Source organism: Arthrobacter sp. NPDC058097, assembly GCF_042884885.1.
Taxonomy (GTDB): domain Bacteria; phylum Actinomycetota; class Actinomycetes; order Actinomycetales; family Micrococcaceae; genus Arthrobacter.
In genome coordinates this window covers 334,591-351,169 of the sequence record NZ_JBHVSZ010000003.1, presented here as the reverse complement: position 1 = coordinate 351,169, position 16,579 = coordinate 334,591, and the positions used below count along the sequence as shown (strand labels likewise).

Sequence of the window (16,579 nt, the reverse complement as noted above, 5' to 3'; positions counted from 1 at the left end):
ATGCTATCCGCCCGGAGCGAACAAGGAGGGGAAAGTCTCCCGCAGGCTGGCGAAACTTGCCTTCCGGCCCGCCGTTACCGGGAAAACTGTCGGTGACCCCTTGATAAACTGTCTGGACCGAACCCAACGAATGACCGCCTGCTCCAACTTTTGATAACCGAATTCTGACTTTGCGGAGATACCAGTGATCACAGTCCTTGCCGTGCACTTCGCGGTGGCCGCTGTGGCGCCATTCATCTTCCGGAAGTTCGGCCGCAACTCGTTCTACGCGCTGGCCGCGGTCCCCGCCGGTTCATTCGTCTGGCTCCTGTTCCAGCACGCCGCCGTCTACGCCACCGGATCCGCAAACACCGGAGCCCCCGCCGAAACCGTTCCGTGGATCCCAAGCCTCGGCATCGAATTCGCTTTCCGCATGGACGCCCTCGCCTGGGTCATGTCGCTGCTGGTCCTCGGTGTCGGCGCCCTGGTGCTGGTCTACTGCGCCCGGTACTTCAAGGACAAGGACAGCTACCTCGGCGGCTTCGGCGCGCAGCTGCTGGCATTCGCAGGGGCAATGTTCGGGCTGGTCACCGCCGATGACCTGCTGATGATGTTCATCTTCTGGGAACTCACCACGGTCCTGTCCTACCTCCTGATCGGTTACGCACGGACACGGCTTGCCGCCCGCCGCTCCGCGCTGCAGGCCCTCATGGTCACCACCGCCGGCGGCCTGGCCATGCTCGTCGGCCTGATCATGCTCGGCGCCAGCGCCGGCACCTACCGGATCTCGGCCATCCTCGAGCAGGCACCGCAGCTGGTTTCCGGGCAGGCGGCGGGGGCCGTGGGCGCCGCCGGCGTCCTCATCCTGGCCGGTGCGGTGACCAAGTCCGCGCTGGTTCCCTTCCACTTCTGGCTTCCCGGCGCCATGGCAGCGCCGACTCCCGTCAGCGCGTACCTGCATGCCGCCGCGATGGTGAAGGCCGGCGTGTACATCGTGGCTCGCCTCGCGCCGGGCTTCACGGAGACGGCCTACTGGCTGCCGGTGGTCCTCGGGCTGGGGCTCGCCACCATGCTGGTGGGCGGCTACCGGGCACTGCGCCAGACGGACATCAAGCTCATCCTGGCCTACGGCACCGTGAGCCAGCTCGGCTTCATCACCATGGTGGTGGGGCTCGGAAAGCCCGACGCCGCGCTCGCCGGCCTCGCCATGCTCCTCGCCCACGGCTTGTTCAAGGCAACGCTCTTCCTGGTGGTGGGCATCATCGACCACCAGTCCGGCACCCGCGACATCCGCCAGCTCTCGGGCGTCTTCCGCTCCTCCCGGGCCCTCGGCATCGTGGCCGGCATCGGTGCCGCCTCCATGGCCGGCATCCCGCTGCTGGGCGGGTTCGTGGCGAAGGAGTCGGTCCTCGAGGCGTTCGTGCACTTCGCCGCCGAGCCCGGCTACGGGCCCTGGGGCGCGGTGGTCCTGGCGGGCGTAGTGCTGGGCTCCGTGCTGACCTTCGCCTACAGCGCGCGCTTCATGTGGGGCGCCTTCGCCGTGAAACCCGGCGTCGAGCGCACCCCGTTCAAGGCCGTCCGGCCGTCCTTCCTCGCAGCTCCGGCCGTCCTGAGCGGCCTCACCATCATTTACGGACTGTGGCCCGTTCCGGTGGATGCCTGGATCCAGCCCTATGCGGCCCTGTTTACGGGAGAGACGCAGCTTACCGGGGGAACGCACGACGCCGGCACTGCTGCAGGTGCCGCAGGGCACCTTGCGCTGTGGCACGGGCTGACCCCCGCCCTGGGCCTGACCGCCGTCACCTTCGCCGCCGGCGCGGCGATGTTCTACGGACGGGCGGTAGTGGACCGGATCCAGAGCGCCGTTCCGGCTTGGTTCGACGCCGACCGCGGCTACCAACTGACCATCGGCGCGCTGGACGACGTCGCCGTCTGGATCACCGGACGCACGCAGCGTGGTTCACTGTATTTCTACCTTGCCGTCATCCTCAGCGTCGCCTTCGTCCTGCCCCTGTCCGCACTGATCGCCGCGAACAAGCCCCTTCCCGAAGGGCTGTACTTCGTCGACCCCAACTCGCCCCTGCAGCTGGTGGCCGGAGCCGGGATCGTGATCGGGGCCCTCGCCGCCGTCCGGGCCAACAAACGTTTCCTTGCCGTGCTCATGGTCTCCGTCACCGGCTACGGCATCGCGCTGATGTTCGCACTGCAGGGCGCCCCGGACCTGGCCCTGACGCAGATGCTCGTCGAAACCATCATCCTGGTGGCATTCGTGCTGGCCATGCGCAGCCTTCCGGCGGAGCTGCGGGACCGCACCCGGGGCAAGTACCGGGTGGTCCGTGTGATCATCGGCCTGTCCTTCGGCGCCACCATGGTCTTCGCCGCCATCCACGCCATGGGCGCCCGCATCGCCAGGCCGGTCTCCCTTGAGTTCCCCAAGCTGGCGTACGAGGGCGGCGGCGGGCTCAACATCGTTAACGTCACCCTCGTGGACATCCGCGCGTGGGATACCTTCGGCGAGATTTCCGTGCTGGCGCTGGCCGCCACCGGCGTGGCAAGCCTCATTTTCGTCCGGGGACGCGGGGACCGGCTGCGCACGGCCTCCGCCGTGGCTGAGGGGACCGTCGGGCGCCGCCACGGCGTGGACAAATCGTCGCGGGACGGCGCCGCCCTGGCGCTGACCCGGAAGTTCGCCGCGGCCGCACGGGACCCGTGGCTCGTTGCCGGGCGCACACTGGCGCCGGAGCGCCGCTCCATCATCTTTGAAGTGGTCACCCGGCTGGTCTTCCACTCGATGATCATCTTCTCGCTCTACCTGCTGCTGGCAGGACACAACCTCCCCGGCGGCGGCTTTGCCGGCGGCCTCATGGCCGGGCTGGCTCTCACCCTGCGCTACCTTGCCGGCGGCCGCTTCGAACTGCGGGAAGCCACCCCCATCAGCGCGGGCACCCTGCTCGGGATCGGCCTTGCCACGGCCGCGTTGTCCGGGGCCGCCCCGGTCCTGCTGGGCGGCCAGGTGTTCCAGAGCGCCATCATCGAGTTCTGGCTGCCGGTCTTTGGCGACATCAAGTTCGTCACCTCCACCATCTTCGACACCGGCGTCTACATCGTCGTCGTCGGCCTGGTGCTGGATGTGCTCCGCAGCCTGGGCGCCCAGATCGACGAGCACTTCGAAGAACGCCCCCTGCAGGAGGGCGGGCAGCAGGACGCACAGGAAGGCGACGAGGGCAGCGAAGAGATGCCCGGCGGCGTCCCGGCCGGATCAACCCGAGGCGGCACCGCATGACCGTCAACCTGACCCTACTCACCGTCATGGGCGCCCTCTACGCCTGCGGCATCTACCTGATCCTGGAACGCAGCCTCACGCGGGTGCTGCTGGGGCTGATGCTGCTGGCCAACGCCACCAACCTGCTGATTCTCGCCACCGGCGGCTATGCCGGGCTGGCACCCTTCTTCAGCAAGGACACGGATCCGGCGTCCTACAACGACCCCCTGCCGCAGGCACTGATCCTGACGTCCATCGTCATTTCCTTCGCGGTCACGGCCTTCATGCTGGGCATCATCTACCGGACCTGGGTGCTTGCCCGCCAGGACGACATCCAGGACGACATCGAGGACCGCCGCGTGGCCGAAACCCCCAGCTTCGACGCGGAGGACGACGCCGTCATCCCCGTGGAAACCTCCGAGTTCCCGTTGCCCATGCGCGGGACGGACGGGACTGCCGGGGACGGGCCGACGGCGACCGTCGAGGCAGGCGGACGGACCCTCCTGGCGGAACATGCGGCGCTGGAGGAGAAACCGGGATCCGGCAACATCCCCGCCGACACGAACACGGGCACAGAAAAAGGCACGGCTACGGACGGAGGCGCGAAGTGAACCTCGCAAGCCTTGCCCCGCTCGCCGTCGTTCTTCCCATCCTGGGCGCGGCGCTGACGTTCGTGCTGATCAGGCATTCCCGTGCGCAGCGCGCCGTCAGCATCGGCCTGCTCTCGCTCACCCTGCTGCTGGAGTGCCTGCTCCTGGCGTCCGTCTGGAACGGCGGCACGGCCGCGGTGAACATCGGCGGCTGGGTGCCGCCATGGGGCATCGTCATGGTGGTGGACCAGTTCTCCTCGCTGATGCTCGTGGTTTCCTCCGCGGTGAGCCTGGCCGTCCTCGTGTATGCCACAGGGCAGGGCATGGCCGACGGCGACCAGGACGCCCCGGTGTCGATCTTCCACCCCACCTACCTGATCCTCGTCGCCGGCGTCTCCAACGCGTTTCTCTCCGGGGACCTGTTCAACCTGTACGTCGGCTTCGAGATCCTGCTGACGGCAAGCTATGTGCTGATGACCCTCGGCGGCACAGGCCCGCGCATCCGGGCCGGAGTCACCTATGTTGTGGTCTCGGTGGTGTCGTCGGTGCTGTTCCTGATCGCCATCGCCATGGTCTACGGCGCGACCGGCACCATCAACATGGCGGACCTTGCCATCAAACTGTCCGAACTGGACCAGGGAACCAGGACTCTCCTGCACGTCATGCTGCTGGTGGCCTTCGGCATCAAGGCCGCCGTGTTCCCGCTGTCCTTCTGGCTTCCGGACTCCTACCCCACCGCGCCGGCACCGGTCACGGCCGTGTTTGCCGGCCTGCTCACCAAGGTGGGTGTCTACGCCATGGTCCGCACGGAAACCCTGCTGTTCCCCGGTGACAGCCTCAACACGCCCCTGATGGTGGTGGCGCTGCTGACCATGGTGGTCGGCATACTGGGTGCGCTCGCGCAGAGCGACATCAAGCGTCTGCTGTCCTTCACCCTGGTCAGCCACATCGGCTACATGGTGTTCGGCCTGGCGATGTCCTCGGTGGCCGGCCTCGCCGCCGCGGTGTTCTACGTGGCCCACCACATCACCATCCAGACCAGCCTGTTCCTGGTCACCGGCCTGATTGAACGCCGCGGCGGCAGCTCCTCGGTGGACCGGCTGGCCGGGCTGGCCAAGCTGTCCCCGCTGCTGGCGCTGCTGTTCTTTGTGCCCGCCATGAACCTGGCCGGCATCCCGCCGTTCTCGGGCTTCCTGGGCAAGCTGGGCCTGATGCAGGCGGGCATCGCCCTGGGCACCCCGCTGGCCTACGCCCTGGTGATCGGCGGCGTGCTGACGAGCCTCCTGACCCTCCTGGCCGTTGCCCGCGTATGGAACCGTGCGTTCTGGCGGAAGGCCGAGGACGCGGAGCACCCCGACCCGGTGCTCCTGGCTCCCGCTCCGGCAGCGGAAGCCGGCACGACGGCGCTACGCCTCCTGCCGCGGACCATGGTGGGCTCCACCCTGGGCCTGGTGGTGCTGGGTGTGGCGCTCACGGTCTTCGCCGGCCCGATCTTCCAGGTGGCGGACCAGTCCGCCGCGGCCATGCTCGACAGGTCCGCCTACATCCAGGCCGTGCTCGGGGACGGCGTCCCGGTCCCGGCCCTGGGGCAGGGCGGAGGCGGAAAGTGAGCCGGAAAAAGGTGTCCCTGCGGCAGGAACTGCCGCTGCTGGTCTGGCTTGTCATCGTCTGGGGAGCACTCTGGCAGGACTTCAGCCCCGGCAACCTGCTCTTTGGCGCCCTGCTGGCGATTGCGGTGGCACGCCTGTTCTACCTGCCGCCGGTGGAACTGAGCGGCCGCTTCAACGTGCTGCGGGCTGTTCCGTTCGCGGTGGTGTTCCTCGGCAAGGTGGTGGCCGCCAGCTGCCAGGTCTTCTACCTGGCGGTGACCCAAGGGCCCAAGGTGACCAACGCCGTCGTCGCCGTTCCGTTGCGCAGCCATTCGGACCTGATGGTGACGGCGACCGGCCACGTGATTTCCCTGATCCCGGGGTCGCTCGTGGTGGAGGTGGACAGGTCCACCTCCACGCTCTACATCCATGGACTCAACGTCCGCAACGGGGAGGACGTCCTCAAGCTGCGCAAGGAAGTCCGCGACACCGAGGCGGGGCTGATCCGGATCATGGGAACGAAGGAAGAGCTTGCCGCCCTGAACCAGGAGGTTGGCGCATGATGGAACTGGTCCTCACCGTCACCGCCGTGGCGCTGGCCCTCGCCGCCGCGGGCACGATCATCCGCATCGCCCGTGGCCCGTCGCTGCTGGACCGGGTCCTCGCGGCGGACGTGCTGCTGGCCATCCTCGGCGCGGCGCTGTGCATCGACATGGCCGTGAACCGGCACCTGAACAACCTGATGCTGGTGGTGGCCATCTCCGTCATCGGGTTCATCGGCTCGGTGACGGTGGCGCGCTTCGTGGCGGACAGGCGGGAGCAGCCGAATGAGTCCTGAACCGAATGCCGTGGATGCCGTGATCGATGCCGTTTCGGCTGCATTCATGGTGGTGGGCGCCCTGATGTCCCTCGCCGCCGCTGTCGGCCTGCTCCGCTTCCCCGACCTGATGAGCCGCATGCACGCCGCCACCAAGCCGCAGGTGCTCGGGCTGTTCCTGCTGCTGGCGGCGGTGGGCTTGCAGCTGCGCACATGGTGGGTCTGGCCGGTACTGGCCGTGGCCTGGATCTTCCAGCTGCTCACCGTGCCTGTCTCTGCCCACATGGTGGGCCGGGCAGGCTACCGCACCAAGCACCTCCACAAGGAACTGCTCAGCGCCGACGAGCTCGAGGCCGTGGTGCTGAAGGCCGCCAAGGCGGCCCGCGAAGCCGAAGCGGACGACGGCGGTCATCACCCGCCGTCGTAAGCGATTGTTTGCGATGTGCAACGTGCTCGGCCGTCCTGCGCCGAGTCGAGGTCATCAGCAGCGCCAGGTCCAGGACAGGAATAGTCTGGCCTGCGAAGCTTGGGGAAACAGGGTGGAGACAGGCGCCTAAACGATGTCCTGGGTCTTGGCGAAGCGGGTGATGGCCCGCTGGGTGCCGCGGTTGGCGAGCACCTGGATGACCGCGCTTACGGACGCGGAGACGAGGGCGAACGTCAGGGCCGTGCGCAGCGTGGTGGGGACGTCGTCCTTGTCCCCCTTGGGCGGCTTCTGCCCCGTGACCTTTTCCCAGATGGTATCGACGGCCTTGGTGCCGGCGAATCCTGCCAGCAGGCTGATGCCCGTGCCAAGCAGCTTGATCACAAAACTCATTCCGGAACTCCTCGCGTGGTGAACACTGGTCTTTGCCTAGCCTATCCGCATGCGGCGCGCTAGCTCTGCCGCATGGACCGGTGGATTTCCCGCAACGCCTGCACCACAAGGTCATGGTCGGCTTTCTGCGGCAGCCCGGACACAGTGACCACGGCCACCGCTCCCACATCCCGGACGTAGATGGGGAAGGCCCCGCCGTGGGCGGCGTAGGTGGACTGGTCGAACCAGGCGTTGTCCTCGATCCGTCCGCCGCCGGTTCTGCCGCGCAGGCCCACCAGCAGCGACGGTTCCTCGTAGCGCACGGCGGTCCGCTGCTTGGCCCGCACCCAGCCCTCGTTGTCCGGGGTGGCACCCTCGAGGGCCACGTGGAAGAGAACCTGTTCGCCCTTGGTGATGTCGATGGCGATGGGCAGGTTGTCCTCCTTGCCGCGCTCCACCAGTTCCAGGCCGAGGGCCAGGGCATCGTCCTTGCTGAACCTGGGGAACTGCAGTTCGGCGATTTCACCCTCGATCCGGCCGATCAGGGCTTCCAGCGACCCCGCCGGCTGGTCCTCGACGGAATCGGGGTCAAAGGCGGGCAGGGCAGCGCTGCCGGAGTCCTGTGGCGTCATGGCCCCAATGTACTCCGGACAGTACTCCCGGCGGCGCAGGAAGACTCCCCGATTGTGACGGCGGCCCCGGGATTCCGGGGCCGCCGAGGTGTAAACTGGACCAGCCCACAAGGGCAGATTTATCACGACAGGGGAGCGCCGCCGTCGGGATGCAAGGCAACTGCCAGCGCAACCGCGGATGGGCGCTGAGAGTGCGGACAGCCGCAGACCCTCGAACCTGATCCGGCTAGTACCGGCGCAAGGGAGTCGAGTTCTCAGAGCGCCCGGCAGCAGGTGGTCCAGCCACCGGCAGCCGGGGGAACGCTTTCCCCTCCTGTTCCTCAGGAGGACCATCATGACAACTGCAGCAATCAAGAAGACCAGCTATAACTGGCGCGTGGCGGACATCGTGGTGGCGGCGCTCATCGCCGTTGCCGGCGGCGTCATCTTCTGGGCCTGGTCCCAGGGCGCCAACCTTATTTCCACTCCCGTCAACGCCGTCTACCCGCCGCTGAGCGGCCTGTACGCCGGCGGCTGGATGATCCCGGCGGTCCTGGGCATGCTCATCATCCGCAAGCCCGGCGCGGCCCTGTTCTGCGAAACTGTCGCGGCCACCGGCGAGCTCATCATGGGCTCCCAGTACGGCACCACAGTGCTGATTTCCGGCGTCCTCCAGGGCCTGGGCGCGGAGCTCGTGTTCGCCGCCCTGGTGTACCGGAAGTTCAACCTCCCGGCCTCGCTGCTTGCGGGTGCCGGCGCCGGCCTGTTCTGCGGCCTCAACGACTCCTTCGCGCCGTGGGGCTGGAACATCGCCTACACCGGAGGAGACAAGCTCGCGTACATCGTGTTCTGCGCCATCTCCGGCGCGGTCATCGCCGGCGCCCTGTCCTGGATCGCCACCCGGGGCCTGGCCAAGACGGGCGTACTGAGCTCCTTCGCGTCCCGCAAGGCAGCAACGGAGCCCGTCTTCTCCTGATGCCCGCACATCACGACGGCGGCGTCCGGCCCGCCGCGGTACATGCCCGCGGCTGGGGCTGGCGCCACGCCGGCCGCACCAAACCCGCCGTCCACGCCCTGGACCTGGACATCCGCCCCGGCGAGCGGGTCCTGTTGCTGGGCCCCTCCGGGGCCGGCAAGTCCACGTTGCTCCACGCTCTGGCCGGCGTGCTGGGGGACAGCGACTCGGGCGGCAGTCCGGCGGACGACCGCGGTCCGAGGGGCGCCGGGGCGCCGGACCCTGACGACGCCGACGAGAGCGGCGAGCTGCTCATCGACGGCGCGCCGCCGCGCGCGCAGCGCGGCCGTGCCGGGCTCATGCAGCAGGACCCGGAAACCCAGGTGGTGCTCTCCCGCCTCGGCGACGACGTCGCCTTCGGCGCCGAAAACCTCTCGGTGCCCCGCGACGAGATCTGGCGCCGCGTGCACGAGGCACTGGACGACGTCGGACTCGCCCACCTGCCGCTGAACCACCCGACGTCGGCCCTGTCCGGCGGCCAGAAGCAGCGCCTGGCGCTCGCCGGCATCCTGGCGATGAGGCCGGGACTGATCCTGCTGGACGAGCCGACCGCGAACCTCGACCCTGCCGGCGTTTTGGAGGTCCGGGACGCCGTGGGCCGCTGCCTTGACAAGACCGGGGCCACCCTGGTGGTGGTGGAGCACCGGGTCGCCGTGTGGAAAGACCTTGTGGACCGCATTGTGGTGCTGCAGCCGGGGTCCGCCACGAACGGCGCGGTGCTGGTCGACGGCACGCCGGACGAGGTCCTCGAGCAGGCCCGCGGGATGCTCACCGCCGCCGGCGTGTGGGTCCCGGGCTACGTTCCCGAAACCCGGCACCGTTCGGCCGCCGGTCCGTCCATCGCCAACGGCGGCCAGCTGCTGCTCGCCGCCGAAAAGCTCGCCGTGTCGCGGGAGCGTCCCCGGCGCCGCGGATTCCGCTCCGTACCTCCGCAGCCGGTGCTGGGCGACGTCACGGCACAGGTCCGGGCGGGGGAAGCGCTGACCGTCACAGGACCCAACGGCGCGGGCAAGTCCACCTTCGCGCTGACCCTCGCCGGGCTGCTGCCGCCGGTGGACGGCAGGGTCTCCGCGACCGTCGAGCTGAGCGGCGGCGCCGGGATAGACCCGTACAGGTGGAAGGCCGAGCAGCTGATCCCCCGGATCGGCACGGTGTTCCAGGAGCCCGAGCACCAGTTCGTCACCGGCCGCGTCCTGGACGAGCTGCTGTTCGGTCCCCGCCACCTGGGTCACGGTGAGGAGCGCGTCGACGAGCTGCTGGAGCGCCTGCGCCTCACGCATCTGGTGGACGCCAACCCTTACACCCTGTCCGGCGGGGAGAAGCGCCGGCTGTCCGTGGCCACCGTCCTGGCCGCGCATCCGCAGGTGCTGGTCCTGGACGAGCCCACCTTCGGCCAGGATGCCAACACCTGGGCGGAGCTTGCTTCGTTCCTTTCCGAACTGCTCGACGCCGGCACTGCCGTGGTGTCCGTGACGCACGACGAGGAGTTCACCAATGTGCTCGGCGGCACCGAACTCCGGCTGGGCGCCCGCGGCCGGCCCGAGCCCCGGCCCGCCGTGCCCACATCAAAGGCCGGGCCGACATCCGAACAGGCGGCGACATGAGGGAAGCACTGACACTTGCCGGAAACCGGGCGGTGCTGACCCGCGCCAATCCGCTGGCCAAGTTCGCCGCGGTCTTCCTGGTCACCCTGGCCCTGGCGCTGTCCATCGACTGGATGTCAGCTTCCGTGGCGCTCGTCTGTGAACTGCTGGTCTTTCCGCTGGCCGGGCTGACGTTTTCGCTGCTCTGGCAGCGCGGCTGGCCGCTGATCCTGGCTGCCGCCGTGGGCGGCTGGAGCACCTCCATCCTGGCGCCGGACAGCGGAAGGATACTGCTCGACGTCGGCCTCTGGTCCATGAGCGAAGGTTCCCTTCAGCTGGGGCTTGGTTTCCTGCTCCGGGGACTGGCGATCGCGCTGCCCGCGGTGCTGCTGATGAGCTGCACCGATCCCACGGACCTGGCGGACGCCCTTGCGCAGAAGGCGCGGCTGCCGCACCGTTTTGTGCTGGGGACCCTGGCCGCGATGCGCCTGGTCGGGCTGATGGCGGAGGAGTGGCAGACCATCGGAATGGCCCGGCGCGCCCGCGGCGTGGGATCGCGCGGCAACCCGTGGCAACGCATGCGGGCCACGCTGGGGCAGAGCTTCGGCCTCCTGGTCCAGGCGATCCGCCGCGCCACCCGGCTTGCGGTGACCATGGAGGCCCGCGGGTTCGGCGGCGCCAGCCGGACCTGGGCGCGCGTGTCCACCTACAGCGTGCTGGACATCTGGGTGGTGCTCGGCGGAGTCCTCATCGCCGGCGGCGCCGTGGCCGCCGCGCTGTGGGCCGGCACGTGGCACATGGTGTGGCTGGAAGGCTCCTAGGAGCCTATCGCCGGACCGGCCGCTGCCCGGCCACTCTCCCGCGTCACTGGCCCGCCGGCCGGGCCATCCGGACCTCGGCCATGCCTTCCCAGTCCTCGATCGTGTCCCGGGCGCCGGTGAAGACGAAGGCGTTGCGCCGGTAGAAGGCCTGGGCCCGCGGGTTCTCCTCGGCAACCCACAGCCCGGCCTGCTCGTTCCCGATCGCGGCATCGAGCAGGGCCTGGCCCAGCCCCCTGCCATGGTGGGAGGCGAGGAGATAGATGCCCCAGAGCTCGGTCTGCTCCCGCACCCCGTCCTCGGCCGGAAGCGAGCCGGCAAACCCCACCAGCCTGCCGCCGTCGGCCGCAACGTACTGTCGGCCAGCGTGCGGACCGGCCAAAAGGTGCCGCCACATGGCCAGCCGCCCTTGCACGCCCTGGCTGGCCATGAAACCCGGTGAGAGCAGATGCTCGTAGGTCTCGCGCCAGCATGCCAGGTGGAGCCGGGCCAGGTCCTCGGCGTCCTCCGGTACCGCCTGGCGGACGTGGCAGGTGTGATCCATGGGACCCAGCCTAATGCTGAGCCTCAGATGCAGGAGTGATCGTGGTCGAAGCCGTCAGCCACGAACTGGGTGAGCGCCACGGTGCCGCCCGCGGTGAGGGGCGCCGCGGAACACATGTCCTTGGCCTCGGCGGCGGTGTGCGCCCCGGCAAGCCAGCTTGGCAGGGAGTAGAGGCTGCTGGCCGAGCCCACCTCGCCGACGATCTGTCCCCACTGCCGGGCGGAGGAGTAGATGCCCACCCTGGCGCCGATGCTGTGGAAGAAGTCCGCCATGCCTTCGAGGTCCGCCCGGTTCGCGTTCCTGTCGCCGGACCAGCTGTTGCCTGTCTCCACGTCCAGCCACCAGAGATAGGTCTCAGGCTCGGAGATTGTGCGGAGGTAGGCGTCGTCGAAGGCCTTCGCGTACCCGTACATGTAGGCGCACGCGGCGTCCTCCTGCCCCTGGCATGTGCCGTAGGGGTTTGCCACGGTCTCGCCGCCGTATTCGTTGTTCGTCGGCCACCAGGAGCCTCGCAGTCCGGGGTTGGCCGTGTTCACGTAGAGCGCCAGGCGTGGCTGGCCGGTGCCGCCGGCCGAATCGTCCGCCCAGTCAAGCTGCTGGTGGAGGCACGGGTTCGTGGTGTTCGCCAGGCCGTTGTTGACCCCGACAATGGCGAAGGCGGGATCATCAGGCAGGTCCACGTTGCACTGCGGCCAGGAGACGTCGTTGCCCAGGAGTCCTGCGCTGCCAGATCCTTCGGTGCCAGGCCGGGCGGGGTCGGACCCTGGCTGCTGCGCGGGTTTCCGGGTCGCCGGCTGCGGTGATTGCCGGGCCGCGGGCGGCTGCGCCTGCGCGGCGCCGCCGGGGGTGGCTGACGCGCTGGGCGACGCCGGGGCGACCGCTGATTCGGGTGCCGGCGCCGCGCCGTCGTCGAGCCTTGGACCGGGGATAAAACCCACGGCGGTTGCGACGACGAAGGACAGCAGCGCTGAAGCCCGGCGCCCTGCCGGGCGCCTCCTGATCAGTACAGCGGAGCTGAAAATGGACACGGCGGCCTCCCGTTCCCTCATGGCCGCAACAGGTACCGCTAGCTTGCTCCCGGATACGCGCCGGGTCAAGGCGGGCGCCGGGTGTTTGACTCGGGTCGAGAGGGCCGCGACGGATTCTGTCACATGGCACTGACCCGTTGCTGAAAGTTTATGCGTGTAACGGGTATATCAAGGGCTCGCCCGCCGCATTTTGGGCACGCGAGGCGACGAAATAACTCATAACTGATATATTTTTATCCATGACTCAACAGACCGCTGAACACGTCGGCCTCCTGCTCCGCGACGCCCGCGGCCAGAAGGGGTGGACCCAGGGCCAGCTGGCCGCGGAACTTGGCACCAGCCAGAGCGCCGTGGCCCGGATGGAACAGGGCAAGCAGAACCTGAGCCTGAAGATGATCCAGCGGCTGGAGGCGATCTTCGGCCGGAGCATCGTCCAGCTCGGCAAATCGCAGATGACCCACCTTCGCGTGGAGGGCGGCCGGACGCTCTCGGGCTCCGTTGACGTCAACACCAGCAAGAACGCCGGGGTCGCCCTGCTCTGTGCCAGCCTTATCAACCGCGGCACCACGACGCTGCGCCGGCTTGCCCGCATCGAGGAAGTCAACCGCATCGTGGAGGTCCTGAGCAGCATCGGCGTCGAATGCACCTGGCTCAACGACAACGACCTCCAGCTCCGCCGCCCTGCGGACCTCGACCTCGAGTCCATGGACGTTGAGGCCGCACGCCGCACCCGGAGCGTCATCATGCTGCTGGGCCCGCTGCTGGACGAGACGGATGAATACCGGCTGCCCTACGCCGGCGGCTGCGATCTGGGCATCCGCACCGTGGAGCCGCACATGCAGGCGCTGCGGCAGTTCGGCCTGTCCGTGGAGGCCAGCTCGGGCTTCTACGCCGTGCAGGCACCGCCCACCGACGACCTCGACCGCTCTTTCGTGCTGACCGAGCGCGGCGACACCGTGACCGAAAACGCCATCATGGCCGCCGCCCACCGCTGCGGCACCACGGTCATCCGCAACGCCAGTCCCAACTACATGGTCCAGGACCTCTGCTTCTACCTGCAGCGGCTGGGCGTGGAGATCGACGGCGTCGGCACCACCACGCTGAAGATCACCGGCAAGCCGACCATCGACGTCGACATCGAATATTTCCCCTCGGAAGACCCCATCGAGGCGATGAGCCTCATCACCGCCGGCATTGTCACCAACTCCGAGGTGACCATCCGCCGCGTGCCCATCGAATTCATGGAGATCGAACTGGCCACGCTGGAACAGATGGGCCAGCAGTTGGAGGTCTCCGGGGAGTACACGGCCCGCAACGGGCGCACCCGGCTGGTGGACGTGACCACCAAGCCCTCCGAGCTGCGCGCACCGGAGGACAAGATCCACCCGATGCCGTTCCCGGGACTGAACATCGACAACCTGCCGTTCTTCGCGGTGATCGCCGGCAACGCCGAGGGCCAGACCATGATCCACGACTGGGTCTACGAGAACCGCGCCATCTACCTGACGGAGCTGAACAAGCTGGGCGCCCGGATCCAGCTGCTGGACCCGCACCGGATCTACGTCAACGGCCCCACGCGCTGGCGTGCCGCGGAGGTGGGCTGCCCGCCCGCGCTGCGTCCCGCCGCCTGCCTGCTGCTGGCCATGCTGGCGGCCCGCGGCGTGTCCGAGCTACGCAACATCTACGTCATTGAGCGCGGGTACGAGGACCTCGCCGAGCGGCTCAACACCATCGGCGCCAGGATCGAGTACTTCCAGGACTGACGGTCCCCCGAAGCCACCGGCGCGAACGTACACTTGTGGCCCTTGGGAAACGTTTTCCAAGGGCCACAAGTGTACGTTCGCGCTTCGTCATGTCGGGGACCTTTTCGCTGGTCTGGCGCACAATGTAGGCATGCGGACTTTTGGCGTGGAGGAAGAGCTCCTGATCGTTGATCCGGACAGCGGGGAACCGCTGGCGCTGGCCGATGCCCTGCTGGCGGGCCGCAAACTCGCCGCCGACGACGCTCCGGGCAAGCCCCGGCTGGTGAAGAAAAAGGCCGACACCACGTGCGACGACGACGAAATGGGCCTGAGCGCCGAACTGAAGCTTGAGCAGATCGAGACGCAGACCCGCCCCTGCCTCGACCACGCGGAACTGCTGCGCCAGATCCGTGCCGGCCGGGCCCTGGCGGATGACGCCGCCCAGGGGCACGGCGCGCGGATCGCCGCCCTGGCCACCTCACCACTGGCCCTTTCCAGCCACACGACGCCGGATCCGCGCTACGCCAGGATGCTGGAACGGTTTGGCCTGACCGCACAGGAACAGCTCACCTGCGGCTTCCACGTCCACACCTACATCGAATCCCCGGACGAAGGCGTGGCCGTGCTGGACAGGATCCGGGACAAGCTGGCCGTCCTGATCGCGCTCAGCGCCAACTCCCCGTTCTGGAACGGCCTGGAAACCGGCTTCGAGAGCTACCGGACGCAGGCGTGGAACCGCTGGCCGTCGTCGGGCCCGTCCGGCATCTACGGCAGCCTGTCCGCCTACCGCCGCGTGGTGACCCGGTTGCTGGACAGCGGCGTGGTGCTGGACGAGGGCATGATCTACTTCGACGCGCGGCTCTCCCGGAACCATCCCACCGTGGAAGTGCGGGTGGCGGACGTCTGCCTCCGCGCCGAGGATGCAGCGCTGATCGCCGTGCTGGTCCGTGCCCTCGTGGAATCGGCCTGCCGGGAATGGCACGAGGGCGTGGAGCCGGCGCCCGTGCCCACGGTACTGCTGCGCATGGCGGCATGGCAGGCCAGCAACTTCGGCCTGCGCGGTGAGCTGCTCGACTTCGGCAGCTTCCGGCCGGCGCCCGCCGAGGACGTGGTCCGCTCGCTGGTGGACTACCTGGAACCGGTGCTGGCCGGGAACGGTGAACTGGACCTGGCCCGGCGGGGAATCGAGGAGATCTTCGCGCGCGGCACAGGCGCGGCCGAGCAGCGCACCGTCCGCCAGGTGGTGCTGGACAAAGCAGAGCCCGACGACGGCGGGCTGGGTGCCGTCGTCGCGCACGCCGTGCGGGCCACCCACAAGGGGACCGAAGAGTACGTCGGCCCGGACGCTGACCACGCTCCGGAACTGCTGCGCGTCCGCCAGCCCTGACCCCTGGCCCAAGCGCGCGAACGGACATTTACGCCTGCACACTTAACCCCGGGCCGGTGGGACCGGGATGTTTCCGATGGTCATTTTCCGGTAAACCGCCTGAAATGTCGGCTGGCTAGGGTGGGATCAAAGAACCGCCCGGGGGAAGGAACGGACCATGCGCGTAGGAATCATCAGGGCTTTGACCACCACGGACAGACGGCTGCTCAACTCGCACGGCAAGCTGCTCCGCGACACCTTCGGCTTCGACGTCACGACGCGGTGCATTCCGGGCCAGCCGTCCGGAGTCCACGACGCTGGCTCGCTGCGGGGCGCCGTGCCGAAGGTGGTTGAACTGGCGCTGGAGATGGCGCCGGACGTCGATGCGCTGGTCATTAGCTGCGCCGCCGACCCTGGGCTCCCGGAGGCGCGTGCCCTGCTGGATATCCCCGTGATCGGTGCCGGCTCCGCGGCGGCTGCGGCGGCCCTCGCTTTCGGCGGCAGGGCGGGCGTACTGGGCCTCAAGCACTCGGTGCCCGGCCCCATTTCTGATGCACTCGGCGACAGGATGCTCCTGATCGACGGCCCCGAAAGCGTGGAGACGCCGGAAGGCTTCCTGCTGCCGACAGGGATCTTCGACGCGCTCGCCGCCGCCCACATGCTGGTGGACGCAGGCGCCGACGTCATCGTGGAGGCCAGCACGGGACTGACGAGCATCGGCATGGCGGACGTCCTGCGGCGCCGGCTGGGGATTCCCGTCATCGACCCCGTCACCGCGGCCGGCTCCATGCTGGTCTCAGCCGTGGCCTCCCGCGAGCTGCAGACGGTCTGAGGGCGCC

At 68.6% G+C, this 16,579-nt stretch carries 16 protein-coding genes and 1 riboswitch; of the genes, 12 read left to right on the top strand and 4 right to left on the bottom strand.

Annotation, left to right across the window (positions count from 1 at the left end; all coding sequences use genetic code 11):
• Positions 1-184 precede the first annotated feature (184 nt).
• Genes ACFVTE_RS08095 through mnhG form a run of 6 tightly spaced genes read left to right on the top strand, consistent with a single transcriptional unit; the run spans position 185 to position 6,664 of the window.
• Positions 185-3,262 carry a Na+/H+ antiporter subunit A gene (locus tag ACFVTE_RS08095; protein WP_387098967.1) on the top strand — a complete coding sequence of 1,026 codons (3,078 nt, stop codon included), beginning with the start codon at positions 185-187 and terminating at the stop codon, positions 3,260-3,262.
• Positions 3,259-3,852 carry a Na(+)/H(+) antiporter subunit C gene (locus ACFVTE_RS08090; protein ID WP_387098965.1) on the top strand — a complete coding sequence of 198 codons (594 nt, stop codon included), beginning with the start codon at positions 3,259-3,261 and terminating at the stop codon, positions 3,850-3,852. The genes ACFVTE_RS08095 and ACFVTE_RS08090 overlap by 4 nt, the downstream gene beginning before the upstream one ends.
• Positions 3,849-5,441 carry a Na+/H+ antiporter subunit D gene (locus tag ACFVTE_RS08085; protein ID WP_387098963.1) on the top strand — a complete coding sequence of 531 codons (1,593 nt, stop codon included), beginning with the start codon at positions 3,849-3,851 and terminating at the stop codon, positions 5,439-5,441. The genes ACFVTE_RS08090 and ACFVTE_RS08085 overlap by 4 nt, the downstream gene beginning before the upstream one ends.
• Positions 5,438-5,983, top strand: coding sequence for a Na+/H+ antiporter subunit E (locus ACFVTE_RS08080; protein WP_387098961.1), 546 nt, complete (start codon positions 5,438-5,440; stop codon positions 5,981-5,983). Before ACFVTE_RS08085 ends, ACFVTE_RS08080 begins: the two co-directional genes overlap by 4 nt.
• On the top strand, positions 5,980-6,258 hold the full coding sequence (locus ACFVTE_RS08075) for a monovalent cation/H+ antiporter complex subunit F (protein ID WP_387098959.1): 279 nt from the start codon (positions 5,980-5,982) through the stop codon (positions 6,256-6,258). Before ACFVTE_RS08080 ends, ACFVTE_RS08075 begins: the two co-directional genes overlap by 4 nt.
• Complete coding sequence (gene mnhG, locus ACFVTE_RS08070) at positions 6,248-6,664, top strand: monovalent cation/H(+) antiporter subunit G (protein WP_387098957.1); 417 nt, start codon at positions 6,248-6,250, stop codon at positions 6,662-6,664. The genes ACFVTE_RS08075 and mnhG overlap by 11 nt, the downstream gene beginning before the upstream one ends.
• A 126-nt stretch (positions 6,665-6,790) precedes the next feature.
• Here mnhG and ACFVTE_RS08065 read toward each other — a convergent pair whose 3' ends face one another.
• Together ACFVTE_RS08065 and ACFVTE_RS08060 are read right to left on the bottom strand one after the other, a co-directional pair.
• On the bottom strand, positions 6,791-7,054 hold the full coding sequence (locus tag ACFVTE_RS08065; protein ID WP_387098955.1) for a DUF4235 domain-containing protein: 264 nt from the start codon (positions 7,052-7,054) through the stop codon (positions 6,791-6,793).
• A gap of 59 nt (positions 7,055-7,113) precedes the next feature.
• Positions 7,114-7,665 carry a heme-degrading domain-containing protein gene (locus ACFVTE_RS08060; RefSeq protein WP_387098953.1) on the bottom strand — a complete coding sequence of 184 codons (552 nt, stop codon included), beginning with the start codon at positions 7,663-7,665 and terminating at the stop codon, positions 7,114-7,116.
• A 119-nt stretch (positions 7,666-7,784) separates the two neighbouring features.
• A riboswitch (TPP riboswitch) is annotated at positions 7,785-7,927 on the top strand.
• A 72-nt stretch (positions 7,928-7,999) separates the two neighbouring features.
• Here ACFVTE_RS08060 and ACFVTE_RS08055 point away from each other — a divergent pair.
• From ACFVTE_RS08055 to ACFVTE_RS08045, 3 genes are read left to right on the top strand one after another with little or no spacing between them, the layout of a single operon-like run.
• Positions 8,000-8,620 carry an ECF transporter S component gene (locus ACFVTE_RS08055; protein ID WP_387098951.1) on the top strand — a complete coding sequence of 207 codons (621 nt, stop codon included), beginning with the start codon at positions 8,000-8,002 and terminating at the stop codon, positions 8,618-8,620.
• Positions 8,620-10,263 (top strand): ABC transporter ATP-binding protein, encoded by a 1,644-nt coding sequence (locus tag ACFVTE_RS08050; RefSeq protein WP_387098949.1) that lies wholly within the window; start codon positions 8,620-8,622, stop codon positions 10,261-10,263. Before ACFVTE_RS08055 ends, ACFVTE_RS08050 begins: the two co-directional genes overlap by 1 nt.
• Positions 10,260-11,063 (top strand): energy-coupling factor transporter transmembrane component T family protein, encoded by an 804-nt coding sequence (locus ACFVTE_RS08045; protein WP_387098947.1) that lies wholly within the window; start codon positions 10,260-10,262, stop codon positions 11,061-11,063. The genes ACFVTE_RS08050 and ACFVTE_RS08045 overlap by 4 nt, the downstream gene beginning before the upstream one ends.
• Before the next feature lie 43 nt (positions 11,064-11,106).
• On the opposite strand, the gene ACFVTE_RS08040 is transcribed toward ACFVTE_RS08045, so the two are convergent.
• On the bottom strand, positions 11,107-11,604 hold the full coding sequence (locus ACFVTE_RS08040; RefSeq protein ID WP_387098945.1) for a GNAT family N-acetyltransferase: 498 nt from the start codon (positions 11,602-11,604) through the stop codon (positions 11,107-11,109).
• A 23-nt stretch (positions 11,605-11,627) separates the two neighbouring features.
• Positions 11,628-12,632, bottom strand: coding sequence for a hypothetical protein (locus ACFVTE_RS08035; protein WP_387098943.1), 1,005 nt, complete (start codon positions 12,630-12,632; stop codon positions 11,628-11,630).
• A 239-nt stretch (positions 12,633-12,871) separates the two neighbouring features.
• Here ACFVTE_RS08035 and ACFVTE_RS08030 point away from each other — a divergent pair, with 239 nt between their 5' ends.
• The 3 genes from ACFVTE_RS08030 (at position 12,872) to ACFVTE_RS08020 (ending at position 16,572) form a co-directional block, all read left to right on the top strand.
• Positions 12,872-14,395: a UDP-N-acetylglucosamine 1-carboxyvinyltransferase gene (locus tag ACFVTE_RS08030; RefSeq protein ID WP_387098941.1), complete on the top strand. Its 1,524-nt coding sequence runs from the start codon at positions 12,872-12,874 to the stop codon at positions 14,393-14,395.
• A gap of 130 nt (positions 14,396-14,525) precedes the next feature.
• Positions 14,526-15,761: a glutamate--cysteine ligase gene (locus tag ACFVTE_RS08025; RefSeq protein WP_387098939.1), complete on the top strand. Its 1,236-nt coding sequence runs from the start codon at positions 14,526-14,528 to the stop codon at positions 15,759-15,761.
• A gap of 157 nt (positions 15,762-15,918) precedes the next feature.
• Positions 15,919-16,572: an aspartate/glutamate racemase family protein gene (locus ACFVTE_RS08020; protein ID WP_387098937.1), complete on the top strand. Its 654-nt coding sequence runs from the start codon at positions 15,919-15,921 to the stop codon at positions 16,570-16,572.
• Positions 16,573-16,579 lie beyond the last annotated feature (7 nt).

Excerpts from the sequence above, each read along its gene's own strand:
- ACFVTE_RS08075 (WP_387098959.1), top strand. The coding sequence starts at position 5,980 with ATGATGGAACTGGTCCTCACCGTCACCGCCGTGGCGCTGGCCCTCGCC.
- ACFVTE_RS08025 (WP_387098939.1), top strand. The coding sequence starts at position 14,526 with ATGCGGACTTTTGGCGTGGAGGAAGAGCTCCTGATCGTTGATCCGGAC.
- ACFVTE_RS08050 (WP_387098949.1), top strand. The coding sequence starts at position 8,620 with ATGCCCGCACATCACGACGGCGGCGTCCGGCCCGCCGCGGTACATGCC.
- ACFVTE_RS08030 (WP_387098941.1), top strand. The coding sequence starts at position 12,872 with ATGACTCAACAGACCGCTGAACACGTCGGCCTCCTGCTCCGCGACGCC.
- mnhG (WP_387098957.1), top strand. The coding sequence starts at position 6,248 with ATGAGTCCTGAACCGAATGCCGTGGATGCCGTGATCGATGCCGTTTCG.
- ACFVTE_RS08060 (WP_387098953.1), bottom strand. The coding sequence starts at position 7,665 with ATGACGCCACAGGACTCCGGCAGCGCTGCCCTGCCCGCCTTTGACCCC.
- ACFVTE_RS08045 (WP_387098947.1), top strand. The coding sequence starts at position 10,260 with ATGAGGGAAGCACTGACACTTGCCGGAAACCGGGCGGTGCTGACCCGC.
- ACFVTE_RS08065 (WP_387098955.1), bottom strand. The coding sequence starts at position 7,054 with ATGAGTTTTGTGATCAAGCTGCTTGGCACGGGCATCAGCCTGCTGGCA.
- ACFVTE_RS08055 (WP_387098951.1), top strand. The coding sequence starts at position 8,000 with ATGACAACTGCAGCAATCAAGAAGACCAGCTATAACTGGCGCGTGGCG.
- ACFVTE_RS08020 (WP_387098937.1), top strand. The coding sequence starts at position 15,919 with ATGCGCGTAGGAATCATCAGGGCTTTGACCACCACGGACAGACGGCTG.
- ACFVTE_RS08090 (WP_387098965.1), top strand. The coding sequence starts at position 3,259 with ATGACCGTCAACCTGACCCTACTCACCGTCATGGGCGCCCTCTACGCC.
- ACFVTE_RS08040 (WP_387098945.1), bottom strand. The coding sequence starts at position 11,604 with ATGGATCACACCTGCCACGTCCGCCAGGCGGTACCGGAGGACGCCGAG.